Source organism: Roseimaritima multifibrata, assembly GCF_007741495.1.
Classification (GTDB): Bacteria; Planctomycetota; Planctomycetia; order Pirellulales; family Pirellulaceae; genus Roseimaritima; species Roseimaritima multifibrata.
This window is the reverse complement of record NZ_CP036262.1, coordinates 3902111-3918367: the sequence shown is the minus strand read 5'-3', so window position 1 is coordinate 3918367 and position 16257 is coordinate 3902111. Positions and strand designations below refer to the sequence as shown.

General features: G+C 53.3%; 16 protein-coding genes. 2 read left to right on the top strand and 14 right to left on the bottom strand.

Going from position 1 to position 16257, the window contains the following annotated elements; genetic code table 11:
• Positions 1–127: 127 nt before the first annotated feature.
• The 12 genes from FF011L_RS14200 to FF011L_RS14145 form a co-directional block, all read right to left on the bottom strand.
• Positions 128–1294, bottom strand: a complete 1167-nt coding sequence (locus FF011L_RS14200; RefSeq protein WP_246109413.1) for a Gfo/Idh/MocA family protein — start codon at positions 1292–1294, stop codon at positions 128–130.
• Positions 1295–2219: 925 nt separating this feature from the next.
• Positions 2220–2636 carry an Hsp20/alpha crystallin family protein gene (locus FF011L_RS14195; RefSeq protein WP_246109412.1) on the bottom strand — a complete coding sequence of 139 codons (417 nt, stop codon included), beginning with the start codon at positions 2634–2636 and terminating at the stop codon, positions 2220–2222.
• A 115-nt stretch (positions 2637–2751) separates the two neighbouring features.
• Positions 2752–3186, bottom strand: a complete 435-nt coding sequence (locus tag FF011L_RS14190; protein WP_145352277.1) for an Hsp20/alpha crystallin family protein — start codon at positions 3184–3186, stop codon at positions 2752–2754.
• A gap of 262 nt (positions 3187–3448) precedes the next feature.
• Positions 3449–3643: a hypothetical protein gene (locus FF011L_RS14185; RefSeq protein ID WP_145352275.1), complete on the bottom strand. Its 195-nt coding sequence runs from the start codon at positions 3641–3643 to the stop codon at positions 3449–3451.
• Complete coding sequence (locus FF011L_RS14180) at positions 3640–4149, bottom strand: nucleotide exchange factor GrpE (protein ID WP_218932630.1); 510 nt, start codon at positions 4147–4149, stop codon at positions 3640–3642. Before FF011L_RS14180 ends, FF011L_RS14185 begins: the two co-directional genes overlap by 4 nt.
• Positions 4150–4799: 650 nt before the next feature.
• Positions 4800–5033, bottom strand: coding sequence for a hypothetical protein (locus FF011L_RS14175; RefSeq protein ID WP_145352271.1), 234 nt, complete (start codon positions 5031–5033; stop codon positions 4800–4802).
• Positions 5005–5832 carry a CvfB family protein gene (locus FF011L_RS14170; RefSeq protein ID WP_145352269.1) on the bottom strand — a complete coding sequence of 276 codons (828 nt, stop codon included), beginning with the start codon at positions 5830–5832 and terminating at the stop codon, positions 5005–5007. Before FF011L_RS14170 ends, FF011L_RS14175 begins: the two co-directional genes overlap by 29 nt.
• A 182-nt stretch (positions 5833–6014) precedes the next feature.
• Positions 6015–7178, bottom strand: coding sequence for a purple acid phosphatase family protein (locus FF011L_RS14165; RefSeq protein WP_145355354.1), 1164 nt, complete (start codon positions 7176–7178; stop codon positions 6015–6017).
• 40 nt (positions 7179–7218) lie between these two features.
• Complete coding sequence (locus FF011L_RS14160; protein ID WP_246109410.1) at positions 7219–8148, bottom strand: hypothetical protein; 930 nt, start codon at positions 8146–8148, stop codon at positions 7219–7221.
• Positions 8149–8351: 203 nt separating this feature from the next.
• Positions 8352–9587, bottom strand: a complete 1236-nt coding sequence (locus FF011L_RS14155) for an NAD(P)/FAD-dependent oxidoreductase (RefSeq protein WP_145352267.1) — start codon at positions 9585–9587, stop codon at positions 8352–8354.
• Between the two features lie 46 nt (positions 9588–9633).
• Positions 9634–10128 carry a MarR family winged helix-turn-helix transcriptional regulator gene (locus FF011L_RS14150; RefSeq protein WP_145352265.1) on the bottom strand — a complete coding sequence of 165 codons (495 nt, stop codon included), beginning with the start codon at positions 10126–10128 and terminating at the stop codon, positions 9634–9636.
• 1023 nt (positions 10129–11151) lie between these two features.
• Positions 11152–12009: an RHS repeat-associated core domain-containing protein gene (locus FF011L_RS14145; RefSeq protein ID WP_145352263.1), complete on the bottom strand. Its 858-nt coding sequence runs from the start codon at positions 12007–12009 to the stop codon at positions 11152–11154.
• A 367-nt stretch (positions 12010–12376) separates the two neighbouring features.
• Between FF011L_RS14145 and FF011L_RS14140 the strand changes: the two genes are divergently transcribed.
• Positions 12377–12628: a hypothetical protein gene (locus FF011L_RS14140; RefSeq protein ID WP_145352261.1), complete on the top strand. Its 252-nt coding sequence runs from the start codon at positions 12377–12379 to the stop codon at positions 12626–12628.
• 338 nt (positions 12629–12966) lie between these two features.
• Here FF011L_RS14140 and FF011L_RS14135 read toward each other — a convergent pair whose 3' ends face one another.
• Together FF011L_RS14135 and FF011L_RS14130 are read right to left on the bottom strand one after the other, a co-directional pair.
• A complete protein-coding gene (locus tag FF011L_RS14135) occupies positions 12967–13818 on the bottom strand; it encodes a hypothetical protein (protein WP_145352259.1) in 852 nt (283 codons plus the stop codon).
• Between the two features lie 131 nt (positions 13819–13949).
• The gene (locus tag FF011L_RS14130; protein ID WP_218932629.1) at positions 13950–15035 is read right to left on the bottom strand and encodes an RHS repeat domain-containing protein; all 1086 of its coding nucleotides are present in this window, start codon (positions 15033–15035) and stop codon (positions 13950–13952) included.
• A gap of 367 nt (positions 15036–15402) precedes the next feature.
• Between FF011L_RS14130 and FF011L_RS26335 the strand changes: the two genes are divergently transcribed.
• The gene (locus FF011L_RS26335) at positions 15403–15555 is read left to right on the top strand and encodes a hypothetical protein (protein WP_218932628.1); all 153 of its coding nucleotides are present in this window, start codon (positions 15403–15405) and stop codon (positions 15553–15555) included.
• Positions 15556–16257: the final 702 nt, after the last annotated feature.

The window sequence follows — 16257 nt, the reverse complement described above, 5'->3', positions numbered from 1 at the left end:
TCCGGGCTCGGCGAGCGCAGCAAGTATAGGTCGCGGTAACCCTTTGGGGATGCAATGCGGACTTCGACCGTGCGACCTAGCCGTTAAACGCGGAGCATCATGCCTTTTCGACCGCCAAATGGGGGTGTCAGCAGGTGTTTGAGCAGGATACCCAGCGTTGTTCGCACGACGATGTCTCCCCGGCGTTCGCCAGCGCGACCCCAGCTGCGCCGTTGCGAAGAGACCATGGGAATTCACCGTCGCCTGCCACATGCCGCAGAAATAGCTCCCACTGGATTTTGAACGCATTGTCATAATCGGTTTCGTCGGGAATTTGCGTCCATCCGCTATAGAAATCGATTGGTTGAGGAACATCGGGGTTCCATGTCGGCCGTGGGGTCGAATCCATGTCTTGCACGTAACATTCACGAAGCCCTGCGACGGCGGAACCCTTGGTGCCATCCACTTGGATGGTCAGCAAATCATCGCGACGTACCCGCGTGGTCCATGAACTATTGAATTGGCAGGTGATTCCGCTTTTTGTGATAAAGATTGCATATGCGGAATCATCCGCCGTGCAGTCGTACGGTTTGCCGCATTCATCAATTCGCTCTGGCAGATCAATCGCCGCATGCGCAAGGACTCGATCGATTGGACCGAACAGGTCATCGATCAGGTACTCCCAGTGACAGAACATGTCGGTCATCATTCCGCCGCCATCTTCACTGCGGTAGTTCCATGAGGGACGCTGTGGTGGTTGATCTGGATCATGGCCGGTGAATACCCAGTATCCAAATTCGCCCCGTACGCTGAGGATGTCTCCAAAGAATCCCTGATCGCGCAGCGCCCGCAATTTGCGAACTCCAGGCAGCCACAGTTTGTCCTGCACGACGCCATTGCAGATACCAGCCGATTCACATGTTTCTGCCAGCGACATCGCTTCGGCGGGATCGATCGCAATCGGTTTCTCGCAGTAGATGGCTTTCCCCAGTTTTGCCGCTTTCCGCACCATCGACGCCCGCATCTGCGTGCTGGAAGAATCAAATACAATGTCAACGTTCGGGGCCGAAATGGCGTTGTCGACATCCGTCGACCAATCAACCTTCCGCCCGATTTCCTCCATCGCGACGGTTTCGGCCAAATGTTTCAGCTTGGCTTCATCACGTCCTAGTAGGATCGGTTTGACGTCGATGGTTCGCCCGTCGGACGTCTTCACGCCTCCCTGACGCATGATCGCAAGGATGGAGCGGATGTAGTGTTGGTTGGTGCCCATCCGCCCGGTAACGCCGTGCATCGCGACTGTGAGTGTGGTCATTCAATTCAAACTATGGTTTTAGGATTCAAGTCGCTGAGAAAGTTTGCTTTCTTCTATCGGACCGAGCAGTCGTTCATTGAATTTCTAATCAAGAAAAATCAGCTGGTGAGGATCGATTCCGAAACGTCGCGTCCAAGTGAAGAACGCTGGCGGGATTCTATAGGATGGTGTACCGATATCGTCGGTCAATACGTGCCGGTCACCCATCGTGTTTGTGCAATTGAAAACTGCTGGGAAAGCTAACGAATTGACCGTTCAGGAAGCAGCAGTATAGGTGCTTGAAGTAAACGGCACCAATCTCTTAGAAAGTGCATCGGTTCCCTGCGACTTTGGGAAGGACTACCTATGGAACGCCGTGCATTCACACGCCAGACCGATGCCCTCCATTCTCTCTGATAACGGGGACAAAAGAGGGGACGCACTTACCGTAGAAGATTCTTTTGCCACCTATTTGAATCGCGTCTTCCGCGAAACGCCGCGACCTTGACTGCGACTTTCGCGAAGAGGCTGTGAATCGATCCGAGTGAGCGCCAGGCGTTATCCCAATGCCATCTACTTTCTTAGCGGAACGGCGCGAACCGTCCGGCAATCGCATCGAAAACACAATGAATTTGCCGGATCGGCTTGCGCCGATCCGCTAGGAAATCTGCTCGCAGATGCAAAAAGTAGATGGCACTGGGCGTTATCCGCCGGGTAATGCGTGGTTGAACCAGCGGCTATCGCGTTGTCGCACACAAACAAACGGTCGGCCGGATAAATTCACAGCCTAAGTCCGCCAGCGCCCCCTTTCCCTGCGGTTTCAGCTGAATCTGCGGGCTATCACGTCTCGGGCGTGATCTCCCCCAAGCATTTGCTGAAACCGCATCCTCAAAATAGTCAACTGCTCTGGCATTAGCGTGACTCGGTGCATCGCCGTACTGGCTAACTACTTCGCTTTCACTTCGATGCGACGAGGCTTCACCCGATCCGTTTGGGGTAGATGGAGGGTGAGGACACCATCATGCAACTCGGCCGATATGGCTTCGCTGTTGATCGCTTCACCGATCGTAAAAGATCTTTGGAAATCCCCTACGCCATACTCGCAGAACCAAGTCTCTCCGCCATCCTGGTGGCGTTCTACTTTACCATGAATGGTTAGTTGTCGATTTTCGAATTGGACATTCAGATCCTCGCTCTTCACCCCAGGAAGGTCTCCGTAAAGGATTAATTCATCATCACCTTCCCAGATATCGAATCGAGGTTGGAAAGTAGGGTGAAAGGATTTTCCGTTGCCCGCGTGACTCCGCAGATCGTTCTTGTACTGGGAATCATTGCGTTTGGTCGTGGTCATTGTAGTGCTCATCGTTATTCTCCAAATGTTTGTCTAATGGTTTTACGCGTTTGGAAAGTGTGAGCATGCCTCGTGTGGGCGCAAGCCAGTGTTGATTCCCACACAAGGCTGCCTGTGAGGGACCGGATCACGTGACCTTCACTTCGATGCGACGTGGTTTAACCGCTTCGGTCTTGGGGAGAGTGACGTGTAGAACGCCGTTCTTCAATTCGGCGGACACGCCTTCTGCGCGGATCTCAATCGGCAGTTCGATCACTCGGCTGAAGTTGCCATAACCACGTTCTTGCCGCTGCCACACACCTCCCTCAAGTTCCGGTGGTCGACGTTCGCCTTTGATTGTCAGTTGGTTATCGACGACATAGATTTCAAGGTCATCGATCGCGAAACCAGGCAACTCCGCTTCGGCATATAGGTTGGCCTCATCTTCCCACATGTTCAAAGCAGGAAAACTGCCGACGCCAGCCAGGCTGCTTCGCCGATTGCCGCCTCGGCCAAACATGCGGTCCATTTCGCGGTTCAGTCGAGTCAATTCGTTCCAAGGTTCCCATCGTGTTGCTAACATTTCTTCGCTCCTTTCAAATGGGTTCAAAAGAAGAGTAATCCAATTGCCTTTGCCTTTTTGACAGTCAGATCTGTCGTCACGTAAGGAAAATGCAACGTCCGTGCCAATCACAAACGTTGCATTGAAAAATTTTGCCTCCGTTTTAAGAACGCCTCGAGGACGTGCTTTCGCTGCTTCGCCGTGATCGCCTGCATGCTTTAGCGGACGTCCCGTGTGCGAAGGATAGCCAATCCGTTGTTCGGCGATACTTCTGGCGTTGGCGTTATCCCATCGCTTTGCTGGGGAACGGGCTGGGCATTGCAGACAAGACATTCAGTGCTTGCTCTAAAGTGTGGTAGCGTGCGTCGTCGATCAGGACGCCGCCCGCTTCTTGCGCAGCGGTCTCTGCGTTCGAACCTTCTCGGACCCCCGCAATGGTGTATCCTTGGTCCGTTTCGATAATGACGTAATAGCTCATTGGTCTTCTCCCGATTGATTGGAGTCGTTACGAGATACAATTACCTTGGATGGGCGGAGAACGTCACCGCGTAGGCGATAGCCCTGTTCGACCACGTCTACGACCGATCCGTGAAGCTGTTCATGGTTTTCCTCGTCGCCGGATGCACGGTGCTGATTCGAGTCAAAGAGGCTTGGCGAGCCAGATAATTTTCGCAACCCGTGGTTCGTGAGCGTCGCGAAAAATTGGTCTCGAACCAATTCGACTGCTGAGATCAATTCGTCAAAATCTCCGCTGTAGCGACCTGCTAGGATCGCACGTTCCAGATTGTCCATGACCGGCAAAAGGTCGCGCATTAGCCCGAATGTGGAACGGCTATCTCGTTCTTGGGGGGCACCGTGATTCTGTTGTCGCGGTTCGCCAAGGTTCGGAGCGGGACGAAGTAAGGACAACCTGTTTGCGGCCGATTTCCCAGGACGTCTGGATTGAAAGCAGTCCGTTGTGTTGTGTGGAACGTTTTGAATCATTGTCTTGTCTCCCCTCAGCTGGCAGCAAGCCGAGAACTTCCCTGAATTGCTTGCAGATGCCGACAATCTTTTAAAACGTAAACGCGCCGTTGAGTGCGTCGTTCCCTCAACTTCTATTATCAAAATTTTGTCAAAAATTTCAAACAAATTGAACCGACATTTGAATAGAAATTTTTCGCAATGCTGGCACCGAGGTTGCATAGCACTCAGGTGCAGCCCGATATCATTCGCCAGGGGATGTGGAACTTTTAGGCGACGATTTCAACCCTCCGCATCCGATTCTGAGTGCAGTGCTTTTAGCCCAGCGGGCGACAGATACTTGTCGTTGGCGTAAGCCAACGGAAACCTAGCGAGCGTGCGCGTGAAAGCCCAGCGGGCGACAGACAAGGATGGTTCTGTCGCCCGCTGGGCTTTCCTTTTGGCGATCTCCACTCCGGCGGTTTACACCGCCGGCAAGTATCTGCCGCCCTCCGGGCTACGTGTTCACTCGGCCCCAGGTGGACTCGTCAACGGCTGCAAACCCTTCATCAATGCTTTTCACATCCCCGTGATAGAACGCTCCCTTGAAGCTGCTTTCCTTAAGCGGAAGGCTGCAAATTTTCTCCGCCTCGAATCCGTCGACTGCCCATTCGTTGCGGGTCGGAAACCTCTTATTCCTCGCCGCAGCACAGCAACTGCCAAGCATGAAATTGCCGCCCCGCGGGGCAGCCAGTGTTTTCGGTTGCCGTTGGCCAGACTCCGTGAACGATCGATGGCTCCAGTGGATGGCTTTGTAGCGTCTTAGAAGAGATTCGCGTCGATGGATTGCGAATGGAACCGATCGGCCTGCTGGGCACCCACCGATCAAGCAGGGGATCAAACCAATCGGATTCCGTCTTTTTCAATCGTAATCAATCTCTGTTTGTACAGAGTGCCGATCGCATTTTTGAACTGCCCTTTGCTCATTCCCAATAGTTCGGAAATTTGTGCGGGAGGGGATTTGTCGTGAACGGGGGCAAACCCGTCATGATCGCGGAGGAACTGCTGGATTCTCTGGCCGTAGTTCTCGCGGATTTGCGAACCACTTTTTAGACTCAGGTCGATCTTTCCGTCCTCACGGATGTATTTGACGTAACCTTGAATGCTCTGCCCAAAACTAAGCCGTTGATCGACTTCATCCTTGTATAGCAACCCCCAGTAGCTCTGATCCACAATCGCTTTAAAGCCCAGTTCGGTGGTGTTCGCAATCATTAAATCGACCGGCTGCTGCGGATGAAAATTGTGTTCATCATCTTCCAGCACGATCTTGTGGATCTTTGAGGTCGCAGTGATCCGATCTTGGTTGTCCAGATACAGATACACGATGTAGGAATGGCCCACGATCATCGGTCGATGCTGCTCGGCGAACGGGACCAAGACATCTTTGTCCAATCCCCAGTCCAAGAACGCTCCGACCTGGGTATTGTCTTTGACTTGCAAATAAGCGAAGTCGCCAACCTGCGCTTTGGGAACCTGAGTGGTCGCGATCGGGCGATCTTCCGAGTCCAGGTAAAGAAAAACCTCGACAGTATCATCGACACTTAAGCTGACCGGAGCATGCTTCAAGGGAATCAAGACTTCGCCTAGATTTTCGGCGTCTAAATAGAATCCGAAATCCGTCTTCTTGACCACTAGTAGGTCATACGTCCTGCCGAGTTGAATCATGGCTTCAATGCTTTTCGCGAATGCTGGACCGACCTGATGGGTCGATTTTCTCGATCGGGGACAGAGGAACCCAGCCTAGTCTGTCCTAGACTCGACCCCCATGTCATTCGCGATAGTTTATCGTCCAAATCCGTTTTTGACGATCTGGTGCTTGGGCTGTGCTAATAACCCCGGCTCCGCCCCTACTGCCGAACTTTTCGGGTGAATTGATCGCGGATTTTTCTTCCTTCAAGCAGACAGGTTCCTTCCAACGCTTCTTCTGTGAATTTCAGGACAAATACATGGTGCCCTTGGTCAGCCATTCCGGGGGATTCCAGGAACCAACGATCGGTCTTCGGAGTCCGCTGCGGAACGCCTAGGCCTCCTTCACCGATATAGACGACTCCGGTTTCGTCTAGCTTGCCGTCTCGGATCGGGACGGTCCGCTTGATGTTGTGTCCATCGGCTTCGCAGACCAAGTCGACGTTGTACTTTTCGAATAGCGGAACCCAGCTCTTCAGGCCCGATCCCGGTGACTTGACCGCCGGGTAGACCGGGCGATGGTACTGGGTCAGCAGCCAACGGTGGCTCGCTCGCGATTTTTTAAGTTCTGCCTTTAGCCACTCTGCTTGGTCGCCAGCCGTACTGGTCTCGGAATTCAAAGTGGTAAAACGAACTTGGGGCCCGATGCTGATGCCGTAGTAATTTAGGTCGCCTTCGGGGAATCCAAAGATCTCGTTGAACGGTTTCCCTTTGTCGTGGTTGCCACGGGCGGGGATGATCGGTAGCAGTCGCCCATCTGGACCAGTCGTCAGTTCGTGGTCCGACAACCAAGACGACCAAAGATCCATTTTGGTGCCGGTGACGACATAATCGCCACCGTGTGCGAAGGCCAGGATGTCATCGGCTAGGTCATCGTTCTCGTACGAATCTGCCACAATGTCGGCGATCAATTTATTCATGCGTTGGCGGGCTTTGTGATCGGAACGCGAATCACCACCGTGCAAAATGCTGAACTCTCGGTCGACCGCAGGGGCAGTGACAAAGTAGAACACAGGGGACTCGTCCGAGTCGCTGACCATTTGAACTTCGTACGCGGTCGCTGGCTGCAAATCGGTCAAGTGAACATGGTGGTAATACAGTTCGGATTCTCCACCGGTGTATCGCCCCGAATCGGCTAGTTGAGCGGAAGGGCTCGCTTCACTCCCTTTGACACGAAAGCGAACCGAGTGCGATTTGCCGGCCGCTGCGGTGCTCCAGGAAACGGTCGCCGTGGTAGCCGGATCATCGGTCCAGACCACACGCCACTGTGCAGGCTGCGTCCCTTTCAGAGGCGCGGCGGCATCGGTCGTTCCGCCGCCCAGCATCAGACAGCAGAGGATCCCCAACATGTGCGGGCAAGTCGGTTTATGTGATGTCATCTGAAATGGAGTCCAGTTGATGGAGGGGAGTTGGGCGATTTGCCGCATGGTGCGACAGTTGCGGTGGGTCGGGGGATCGAGAAAATTCTCGCAGTGTCATCCAGTAGATCAAGATGGCCAGCGGAACGCCGCCGTTTGCAATTCGGATCAATGTTTCGGGCCATGCATCCGCGCCGAGTGCCGTTATTCTACTTGCCGCAGTGACGAACCCCCAAACGACCATATAAAACGCGGCCAAACGCGAGCGAAATATTAGCAAGATCAACGCCGCCAGGATGTCAACAACGCCGATCACGACCAGTATTCGCTCGGCTGTCGCTTGGGTGCATCCGGTCTCGGTCCATTGCATGTCCGACAACAGAATCAGATCGGTAAACGGAGCGTAACATTCATAGGCTTTGTAACCATGTGCCGCAAATGTGAACGCGGCCGCCACAGTCAATAACAGTACGATGTATCGAGATCGATTTAGGTGTGGAGCGGCGGCCGACCGGGCGGGCAGACCAGCACTACCGCAAACGGCCAACGCCAAAGGGGCGATATAGCGGACGGCATGTTCGGACAACGCTAATTCAGCGAACACCGCGGCTCGCATCATATGCGCAGCAGCCAGCAACAGCATCCAAACGGCGATCCACAAAGCGGCCGCCTGGTCAATCCGACGAACGATTTTGGGCGGAGGCGATTCGCTTGGCCGACTTGCCATCAGCACCCCGGTCAGGCACAGAAGTCCCCCGGCGATCAACGTCACCAGGGATCCAGCGTTATCGATTCCTTGGGCGATCGTTTCGGGCCAGTGGCAATCGAAATAAAGCCAACCGTAGATGTCGCTTTCCGTTTCGAATGATGAAAACAGGTAGCGACCGCCCAAACCAAAACACTCAATCACAACAATGACACGCAGACACTCTAGCATTCGGCGGGAGGCAGAGTGGTCGGTCGATAATGGTGGTGCAAGTGAGTTCATAGGCCCAATAAGATAGTCGATGAAAGCGCACCGTGGGGGCGGATAGAAACGCTCGCCAATACACGGACGAGCGGTCTCACCGTTGGGCTGGCCGCACTACCAGTCAACTCGCCCCATTAGATGGGCTAAGTGGTACTTTGCGACAACGGTGCCTACACCGCTTCGGACGGGCCCGTTTTCATCGAATCGATATCTTCGAAGACTTGATCGAGTTCGTCTTTGAAAAGATCTCCGATAAGAAGGTCCGTTACGTTCCCTCTATGATTTGGGAACTTTCGTATGAACTGACCAAAATTGAATCCATCGTAATATTCGCATACCAATCGCCGCATTCGGTTCATTCCTTTCACGTACCCTGCTTCCCATTTGCCTAGCTGGGTTCGGGAGGTGTCGCCGATTTGCAAACCCTCGACAATCGCATCCGCGGCAAGTTCTCCTGACTTAAGTGCCAGCAACACACCTGATGAATAAAGGGGGTCAAGGAATCCGAATGCATCACCAACCAGCACCCAGCCATCGCCAGCCGCTTGGCTCGCACGATAGGTGTAATCCTTCGTCGCCTTCACCGGAGCCTTTTGTTTGGCCATGGAAACCCGTTCTTTTACGGCTGGACAATTTTCCATCTCTTCGTAAAACGTCGCTTCGTGGCTCGTCCGTCCATTAAATAGATACTCGAAATCGGCTACCACGCCGACGCTTACGAGGTTGTTCTGCATCGGTATGTACCAGAACCATCCTTTCTTATCTCGCAAGCTAAGGACGATGGTCGCACCTTCATCCTTTCCTTCGTCCCGATAGGCTCCTTCGAAATAGGTCCAAAGAGCTCCCTTGTTTAAGCTCGGGTCAGGAACCTTTAGCTTGAATTTGTTGATCAGCATGGAACTCTGCCCACTCGCATCGACGACGACACTGGCGCGGATCTCTTTTGGATTACCGTTCTCGTCTTTGATTTGCACTCCGATCGCACGATCGCCCTCGAAAAGGACATCAAGAACGCGTACTCCCTCGTGAACAGCGACCCCTTGGTCCGCGGCGTTCTTCAACATCATCACATCGAATTCGCTCCGTTGAATTTGCCAAGTCTGTGAGCATTCGTGCGGGTTGTTATCGTGGAAGTAAAAGGGAGCCGAATGTTTTCCCGTGGGGCTTACGAACTGGACGCTAAACTTTTTGATGAATTGGCTCGACTTCATCTTGTCCAGCATCCCCAACCTTTTCAGGACCCAGTACGTTTCGGGGATTAGCGATTCGCCGATGTGATAGCGGGGGAAATTTTCTCGCTCTAATAGAGTGACTCGATAGCCTTGCTGGGCAATCAGCGTCGAAACGGTGGCCCCGGCGGGGCCGCCACCGATCACGATAACATCAGGAGACTGTTGATCTGGCATTTCTCGACTTCCTAGGCAATCTGTGGGTGGAAACTGTTCGGCGAAATCATTCATCGACAAAAGAAAGATTGACAGCGTTTTCGTGCGGTTGACGAGCTTGTTTCAGAAGCTCGACCAACTGACTTAACGCCTTCTTGTTCATGTGACCAAGTTGCAGTTGGTGACATTCCTGTACCGAATCATGGATGTCATCGAGAAGTTTTATCCCCTCCGCCGTGATCCGAACCTCGACAACACGGCGATTTTCAGGCCGACGTTCCCGAGCAAGCAATCCTCGTTTCTCTAAGCGATCAAGCAGACGCGTCATGTCCGGGGCACGAGAAATGAGCCGACCGCCCAGCACTAGTGTGGGCATCGAATCGGGATGAACCGATCGCAACAATCGCAACGTGTTGTACTGCTGAGCCGACAAGCCAGCCTGCTTGAACGCATCATCTTCCAACGATTTAAGACGATCGTAGGTCTGCCACAAATTCAGATAAGCTTCCTGTTGCAAGGAATCAAAACGTTGTTTGGATTTAGCCGAAGACGATTTGCTCATTCCAATTTAATACACGTCGAAACAACTGTCGTCAAGACAATTGTCGTGGGGACGACAAAATTTCTAACATATTCACCGAACGTATACAACGGAACAGCCCCGTAACGCAGGGGAAGCCGTAGCCCAGGCTGAGACGCGTGTGGTGTGAGAGAAGCCTGTCCGGACCGTTGCCGCATGTGCACGAGGTTGATGCAACCGCTGGAGCAGATGGATGGCCGCCTGACGCTACGGATCTAGCCCTATCTGATCGGAGTGACCGCGTGGCTGGGCGGTAAGACGGAGAGCCCGCCTGAGAAGGTGCCCTTCTTAGCGCCCGATCACCTGCGAGCCTTCGTGGCCGACGGGCAAAAAGCCCAAAAGCATCGTCAAGAGCAGGCGATCGAAGTCCAAACCGCATCGATCGAGGAGCATTCCCCGCCATGATTGAGCAACCATTGATCCGCTCCATGAATCGACTTTCGGAAAGCTGCTATCCACGTGGCCCTCTTGCCGTGTCGCTGCTCCGGTGCAATTCGCCGCAAACAATGAAGCATCAACCTTCAAAGCCGTTCAAATCCATCTCTTGGGGCGGCGAATCAGGCAGTCCACCAGCACAGCGTGACAAGCGAGCGAATCAAAACCGCTCGCTACCTCTTACACGCCACTGCGGTCTAAACCGCAGCTAACCCCGGCAGTCACCAGCTAAAGAAAATGAATGACACAGAGGGGGTCTATTCGTCGCCATCTCCCGACTCAGTCATTCTTTTTTGTGAACTTCGCAGCGCCAATGAACAATTCCAATAAACAACATCGCGATAATCAGCCCCAAAAGTCCGCCAGCCCCAAATGCAATCCCTTTTCCTTCAGGGTCCCCAACGCATCGAAAAAAATCCGACAGGCTATGCTGAAATACGAGTCCAAGTCCAACGACGCATACCGCAATGAACGGCCACCGAAGTTTGCCCGCAATTACGCTTTTCTTTCTTTCGGTATACGTAGAACAAGGTTCCACAGGGGGTTTATACGCATCCAAGGCCAACCCTTTCAGTCTGAATTGTTCGATGGAGATCCAACCCAAATCTGATCTTCACCACCGTTGGCGTGATTGTCTCCATTGATGGTAGCGCCATTGCATAACTTCAGAGTTGCCCAGGCATGAGTCGGCGGCCTCGTTGGATGTGTGGATCGGGAGTCCCTCACGATAGTAACACTTGCGTAGGCGACGCAAGGATTGTTCTCTAACTCAGGGATTCGCCTTATTATATCGTTTGCTAGTCGTTCACAAGTGTGAGGCCCAACCGGCCCAATAAATGGGACACCAATTAGCCAGCTATCATCCACCGCTTGAATGAATGCGGCTACCGCTGCTTCACACGACTCCTGAGTGCACCCGCCACAACGTGAATAAGAAGTGTCAGCGCATGCGGCATAGGCTGCGGACTGATCAAGCGTCAGTGGCTCCGGCGGTGGAGGCGGATCACGAGGCAACAACACTCTAGGATGAGGGCCTCCATGTCGCGGATCCCGAGGCTCCCAGATTCCCGCATTGCCAGCAGGGTCAACCAGCATCAATAACATTGATGCGCAATACAGAGACGCACTATCAGTGTAACCGACTGGATCACGAGACACGAACCACCCCGCCACAGGATCATACATCCGCGCCCGATAGTGATACAGCCCAAGGTCCCCGTCCCACTCCCGTCCCGTATAGGTGTAACGGTTCCCATACGCCGAACCGGACAATACCGTCCCGCTGCCAGTCAGCACGGTCGGTTTGCCGTACGCGTCGTACGCATAGCGTTCAGAGATCGTTCCTGTCGTGTCGGTCAGTGCTGTGACGCTGTACTGTTGGTTGCGATGGTAGTACAGACGCTCGGTTGCTAGCGTTCCCGCTCTCATGACCGGTTCGTCGATGTAGCTAGCGTCTGCGAAGCCGTCCGATCAGCACGTCCCCTTGTCGGCTCGCCCGACAGGAACGCGAGATTTGAAATTAGAGGTGGTTGCTCCCCGTATGTCGCCACCGGATCGGATTGCCGCCTTCGGCGGCAATCCGATCCGGTGGCGTATTTTTAGGGGGCATGCGAACTAATTTGAAATCTCGGCATCGTGCCAGGCAAGCTGGCATGGGGCCTATTGTCGCTTCCAGGCCGTTAACTGATATATCGCACGTCCCGATCGAAAGGCAACACTCAGCGAAAACGAACGCCGCGCGATGTTCACCGGAGAGGCGAACAAGCGACGGTGAAGTTATTCGGCCCGCTGCCGCATGTGTACGAAGCCGATGCAACCGCCGGAGCAGATGGATGGCCGCCTGACACTACGGATCTTGCCGTATCTGATCGGAGTGATCGCGTGGCTGGGCGGTAAGACGGAGAGCCCGCCTGAGAAGGTGCCCTTCTTAGCTCCCGATCACCTGCGAGCCTTCGTCGCCGACGGGCAAAAAGCCCGAAAGCATCGTCAAGTCCAGGCGATAGAAGTTCTAACCGGATCGACCAAAGAGCATCCCACCCCGCCATGATCGAGCAACCATTGATCCACTCCATGGATCGACTCCCAAAAAGCTGCTATCCACGCGGCCCTCTTCCTGTATCGCCGCTCCGGTGCAATTCGCCGCAAACATTGAAGCATCAACCTTCAAAGCCGGTCAAACTTATCTCTTGGGGCGGCAAAACAGGCAGTCCACCAGCACAGCGTGACAAGCGAGCGGATCAAAACCGCTCGCTACCTCTTACACGCCACTGCGGTTTAAACCGCAGCTAAAGAAATAAGAATGGCACACAGAGGATCTACTCGTCGTCATCCCCCGGCTCAGTCATTCCTTTTTTGTGGACGCACTGACTCGGCACAGCCTTTCCTTTATATCGACGGTAGCGGATCCGCGTGCTTTACTACGACATGGTCTGGAGCGCTTCTCAAAACCCTGGAAACGTCGAGTCCGCAGCCCGTTATATCAATCTCTCGTAACGCTGGTGCCTCAAGAAACTTCAAGACCGACGATAGCGAAATATTCGAATAGGCGAGATCGAGGTATTCAACCCGGGAGCCAAGGTTTCTCGCATCCGTTGAAACATCTTTAAACTGTGTGCCGTTGAAATAAATACGCTTCAGATTCTGGCATCTACTAACATCCGGAAGCCCTGAAAGCTCCTCTGTACTTATTATTAGTACAGAAAACTTACTCGAGTCTATTTGTTCCAACGCAAGTTCAATGGTTTCTGTCGAGAGCTTCCTGCCACGAAAGATCACAGTCGATGTGGGGCGGGGCTTTTCGAATCCAGGCTTACTGAATGGCAAAATTAGCGTATCCGAGAAAGTGATGTCAGCAAGCTGTGCGTCGTAATCCGGAGAAATGAAGCTCGAAAGGTTCGTCAAAGAAAGGAAACGACTGCCTCCCTTTTCAAAGTACACAGAAGCGCCACGTTCCTCCAACGCAACCCCATGCCCAATTGCCTTAGTGCTAGCCTTGATGCCCCAAGCAATTTCGCAGCACAAGATGGAAAGACTGCAGAAAAGAACGACATGTCGCCAAAACCAGTTTGGTTTTCCGCGACGTGGAAAAAGGGCAAGGGCAAATAGACCAGCCCAGGTTACGTCAAAGAACACGGCAGCAGCAGAGAAGTGGACTGTTGACCAACTTGCGCCAGGGGCAGTGACTATAGCAATTTCATACTCGGCAGGAAAACCATAACTTACGGTGCGGCTCGTCATCTGCAAACCACCCGCAGAACCTCCGCTTGACTTGACAACGTATGAAGCAAAGCAGGCTAAGTATAACGCAGCCCCTACGATAGTCACTCTCACGAGAAGGACAAGAAATCTGTAGTTCAGTTTCTTTATGGCTACCATTGAAAACGATCGCATGCGTTACGGATCGACGTCACGTTTGCGCCGAGTGTGCTTTGCGGCTTTCTTCGAAGGACGCACCCCTCAACATAAGCAACTCTCTCACCATCCTTCAAGCAGCGGTTGCTAGGCTCAATGTCACACTGGGCGCGATATGCTTTGTCTTCGAATTTATCACGGTCAAACAACCCCATCATGTCTCCGTTAGCTGTACCTGGGTTCGTGGTGACCGACATCACTAGGTAGGTGACATGCGTAAGTTCGTCTGCGGTAAGCGCCTCCGCATTGCAACCGCTCTGATTGGCTATAGGAATACAAACACCAATTTCCAACTTCCCTGCCGATGGCCCTCGCTGAATTGGACGCCAGCACGTCAATCCGTAATTAGAACCTCCGCATCTCTGGCTGCAGTAAACATTGCCCAAGACAACGTTCGCCACGCCCAAGTTGACATTGCCCTTTGCCGCCTCCAATTGGCTCTGACATTCACTTTGCTGGATAACTGCACCATCTTTCGAGTTGCTGCATTTGCATCCCTTTGCTGGTATTACGCCGTCAATCAACCTGTCGTCGCAATTACCTTCGCTAAACCTTGTGCTGCTGCAAGGGTACTGCGTAGCATACGCGGAGCACTTGCTCAGTCCGGCTTCGAGGTCTCCATAAGGATCAATGAAATCTGGAAGATATGGCTGTGGCAAGTAGGGATTCTCAACAGCGATTTGGAAGTAATCATAAGGATCGAGTCCCTCCGGCAAAAAATAGGGAGTGTAAAGCCCGGCACCGTCAATATACCCAATCGGGTCGCGGGACACGAATCCTCCCGCCACCGGATCGTACATCCGCGCCCGGTAGTGATAAAGCCCAAGCTCTTCGTCCCACTCACGGCCCGTAAAGGTATACCGGTTATCATACGCTGAACCCGAAAGCACCGTCCCACCGCCAGCCAGCACCGTGAGTTCACCATAGGCATCGTAGGCGTAACGTTCACTGATCGCACCGGTCGTATCCGTCAGTGCTGTGACGCTGTACTGTTGGTTGCGATGGTAGTACAGACGCTCGGTTGCTAGCGTTCCCGCTCTCATGACCGGTTCGTCGATGTAGCTAGCGTCTGCGCAAGCCGTCCGATCAGCACGTCCCCTCGTCGGCTCGCCCGACAGGAACGCAAGATTTGAAATGAGAACTGGTTGCTCCCCGTATGTTGCAACCGGATCGGATTTGCCGCCAAAGGCGGCAAATCCGATCCGGTTGCGTATTTTTGAGGGCATGCGAACTAATTTGAAATCTCGGCATCGTGCCAGGCAAGCTGGCATGGGGCCTGTTCTCGCTGCCAGACCGTCAACTAAATGCCGCCGTCCCGAGCGAAAGGCGGCGCTCATCGAAGACGATCGACGGGCGATGGTCACGGGAGACACTAACAAACATCGGCGAAGTTATCCGGCCCGTTGCCGCGTGTGTACGAAGTCGATGCAACCGCTGGAGCAGATGGATGGCCGCCTGACGCTACGGATCTTACCGTATCTGATCGGAGTGATCGCATGGCTGGGCGGTAAGACGGAGAGCCCGCCTGAAAAAGTGCCATTATTAGCTCCAGATCACCTGTGAGCCTTCGTCGCTGACGGACAAAAAGCTCAACAGCATCGCCAAGAGCAGGCGACAGAAGTTCTAGCCGGGGCGATCGAGGAGCATCCCCCGCCATGATCGTGCAACGATTGCTCCGCTCCATGAATCGACTTTCGGAAAGCTGCTATCCACGTGGCCCTCTTCCTGTATCGCCGCTCCGGTGTTATCTGCCGCAATCAACGAAGTACCAACCTTCAAAGCCGGTAAAACTTATCTCTTGGGGCGGCGAATCAGGCTGCCAGTCGGAACTGCGTGACAAGCGAGCGGATCAAAACCGCTCGCTACCTCTTACACGCCACTGCGGTCCAAACCGCAGCTAACCCCGGCAGTCAGCAGCTAAAGAAAAAGAATGACACAGAGGAGACCTACTCGTCGTCATTTCCCGACTCAGTCATTCTTTTTTGTCGAGGGACCGCCTTTCCTTTGGATGAGCTCTACTTTCCCTTATGGTGGCAACAGAAAGAATGGATATCCAAAAAATGCCCGTGTAAAGAAAAACTGCTTCTAGTAGAAAAATATCGCTGATCAACTTATAGAACAAAAATGCAGGTATTACTACAAATGGCAAAAGAAAAAGCTGAACCTGACGCCACCGAGAACGCGTTAGCAACGAGCTTCCGAGGGAAAGAACGGCAAAGAAACATGTGGCAAAAATTCCGAAGAAATTCAAGCAACTAAGGAGTA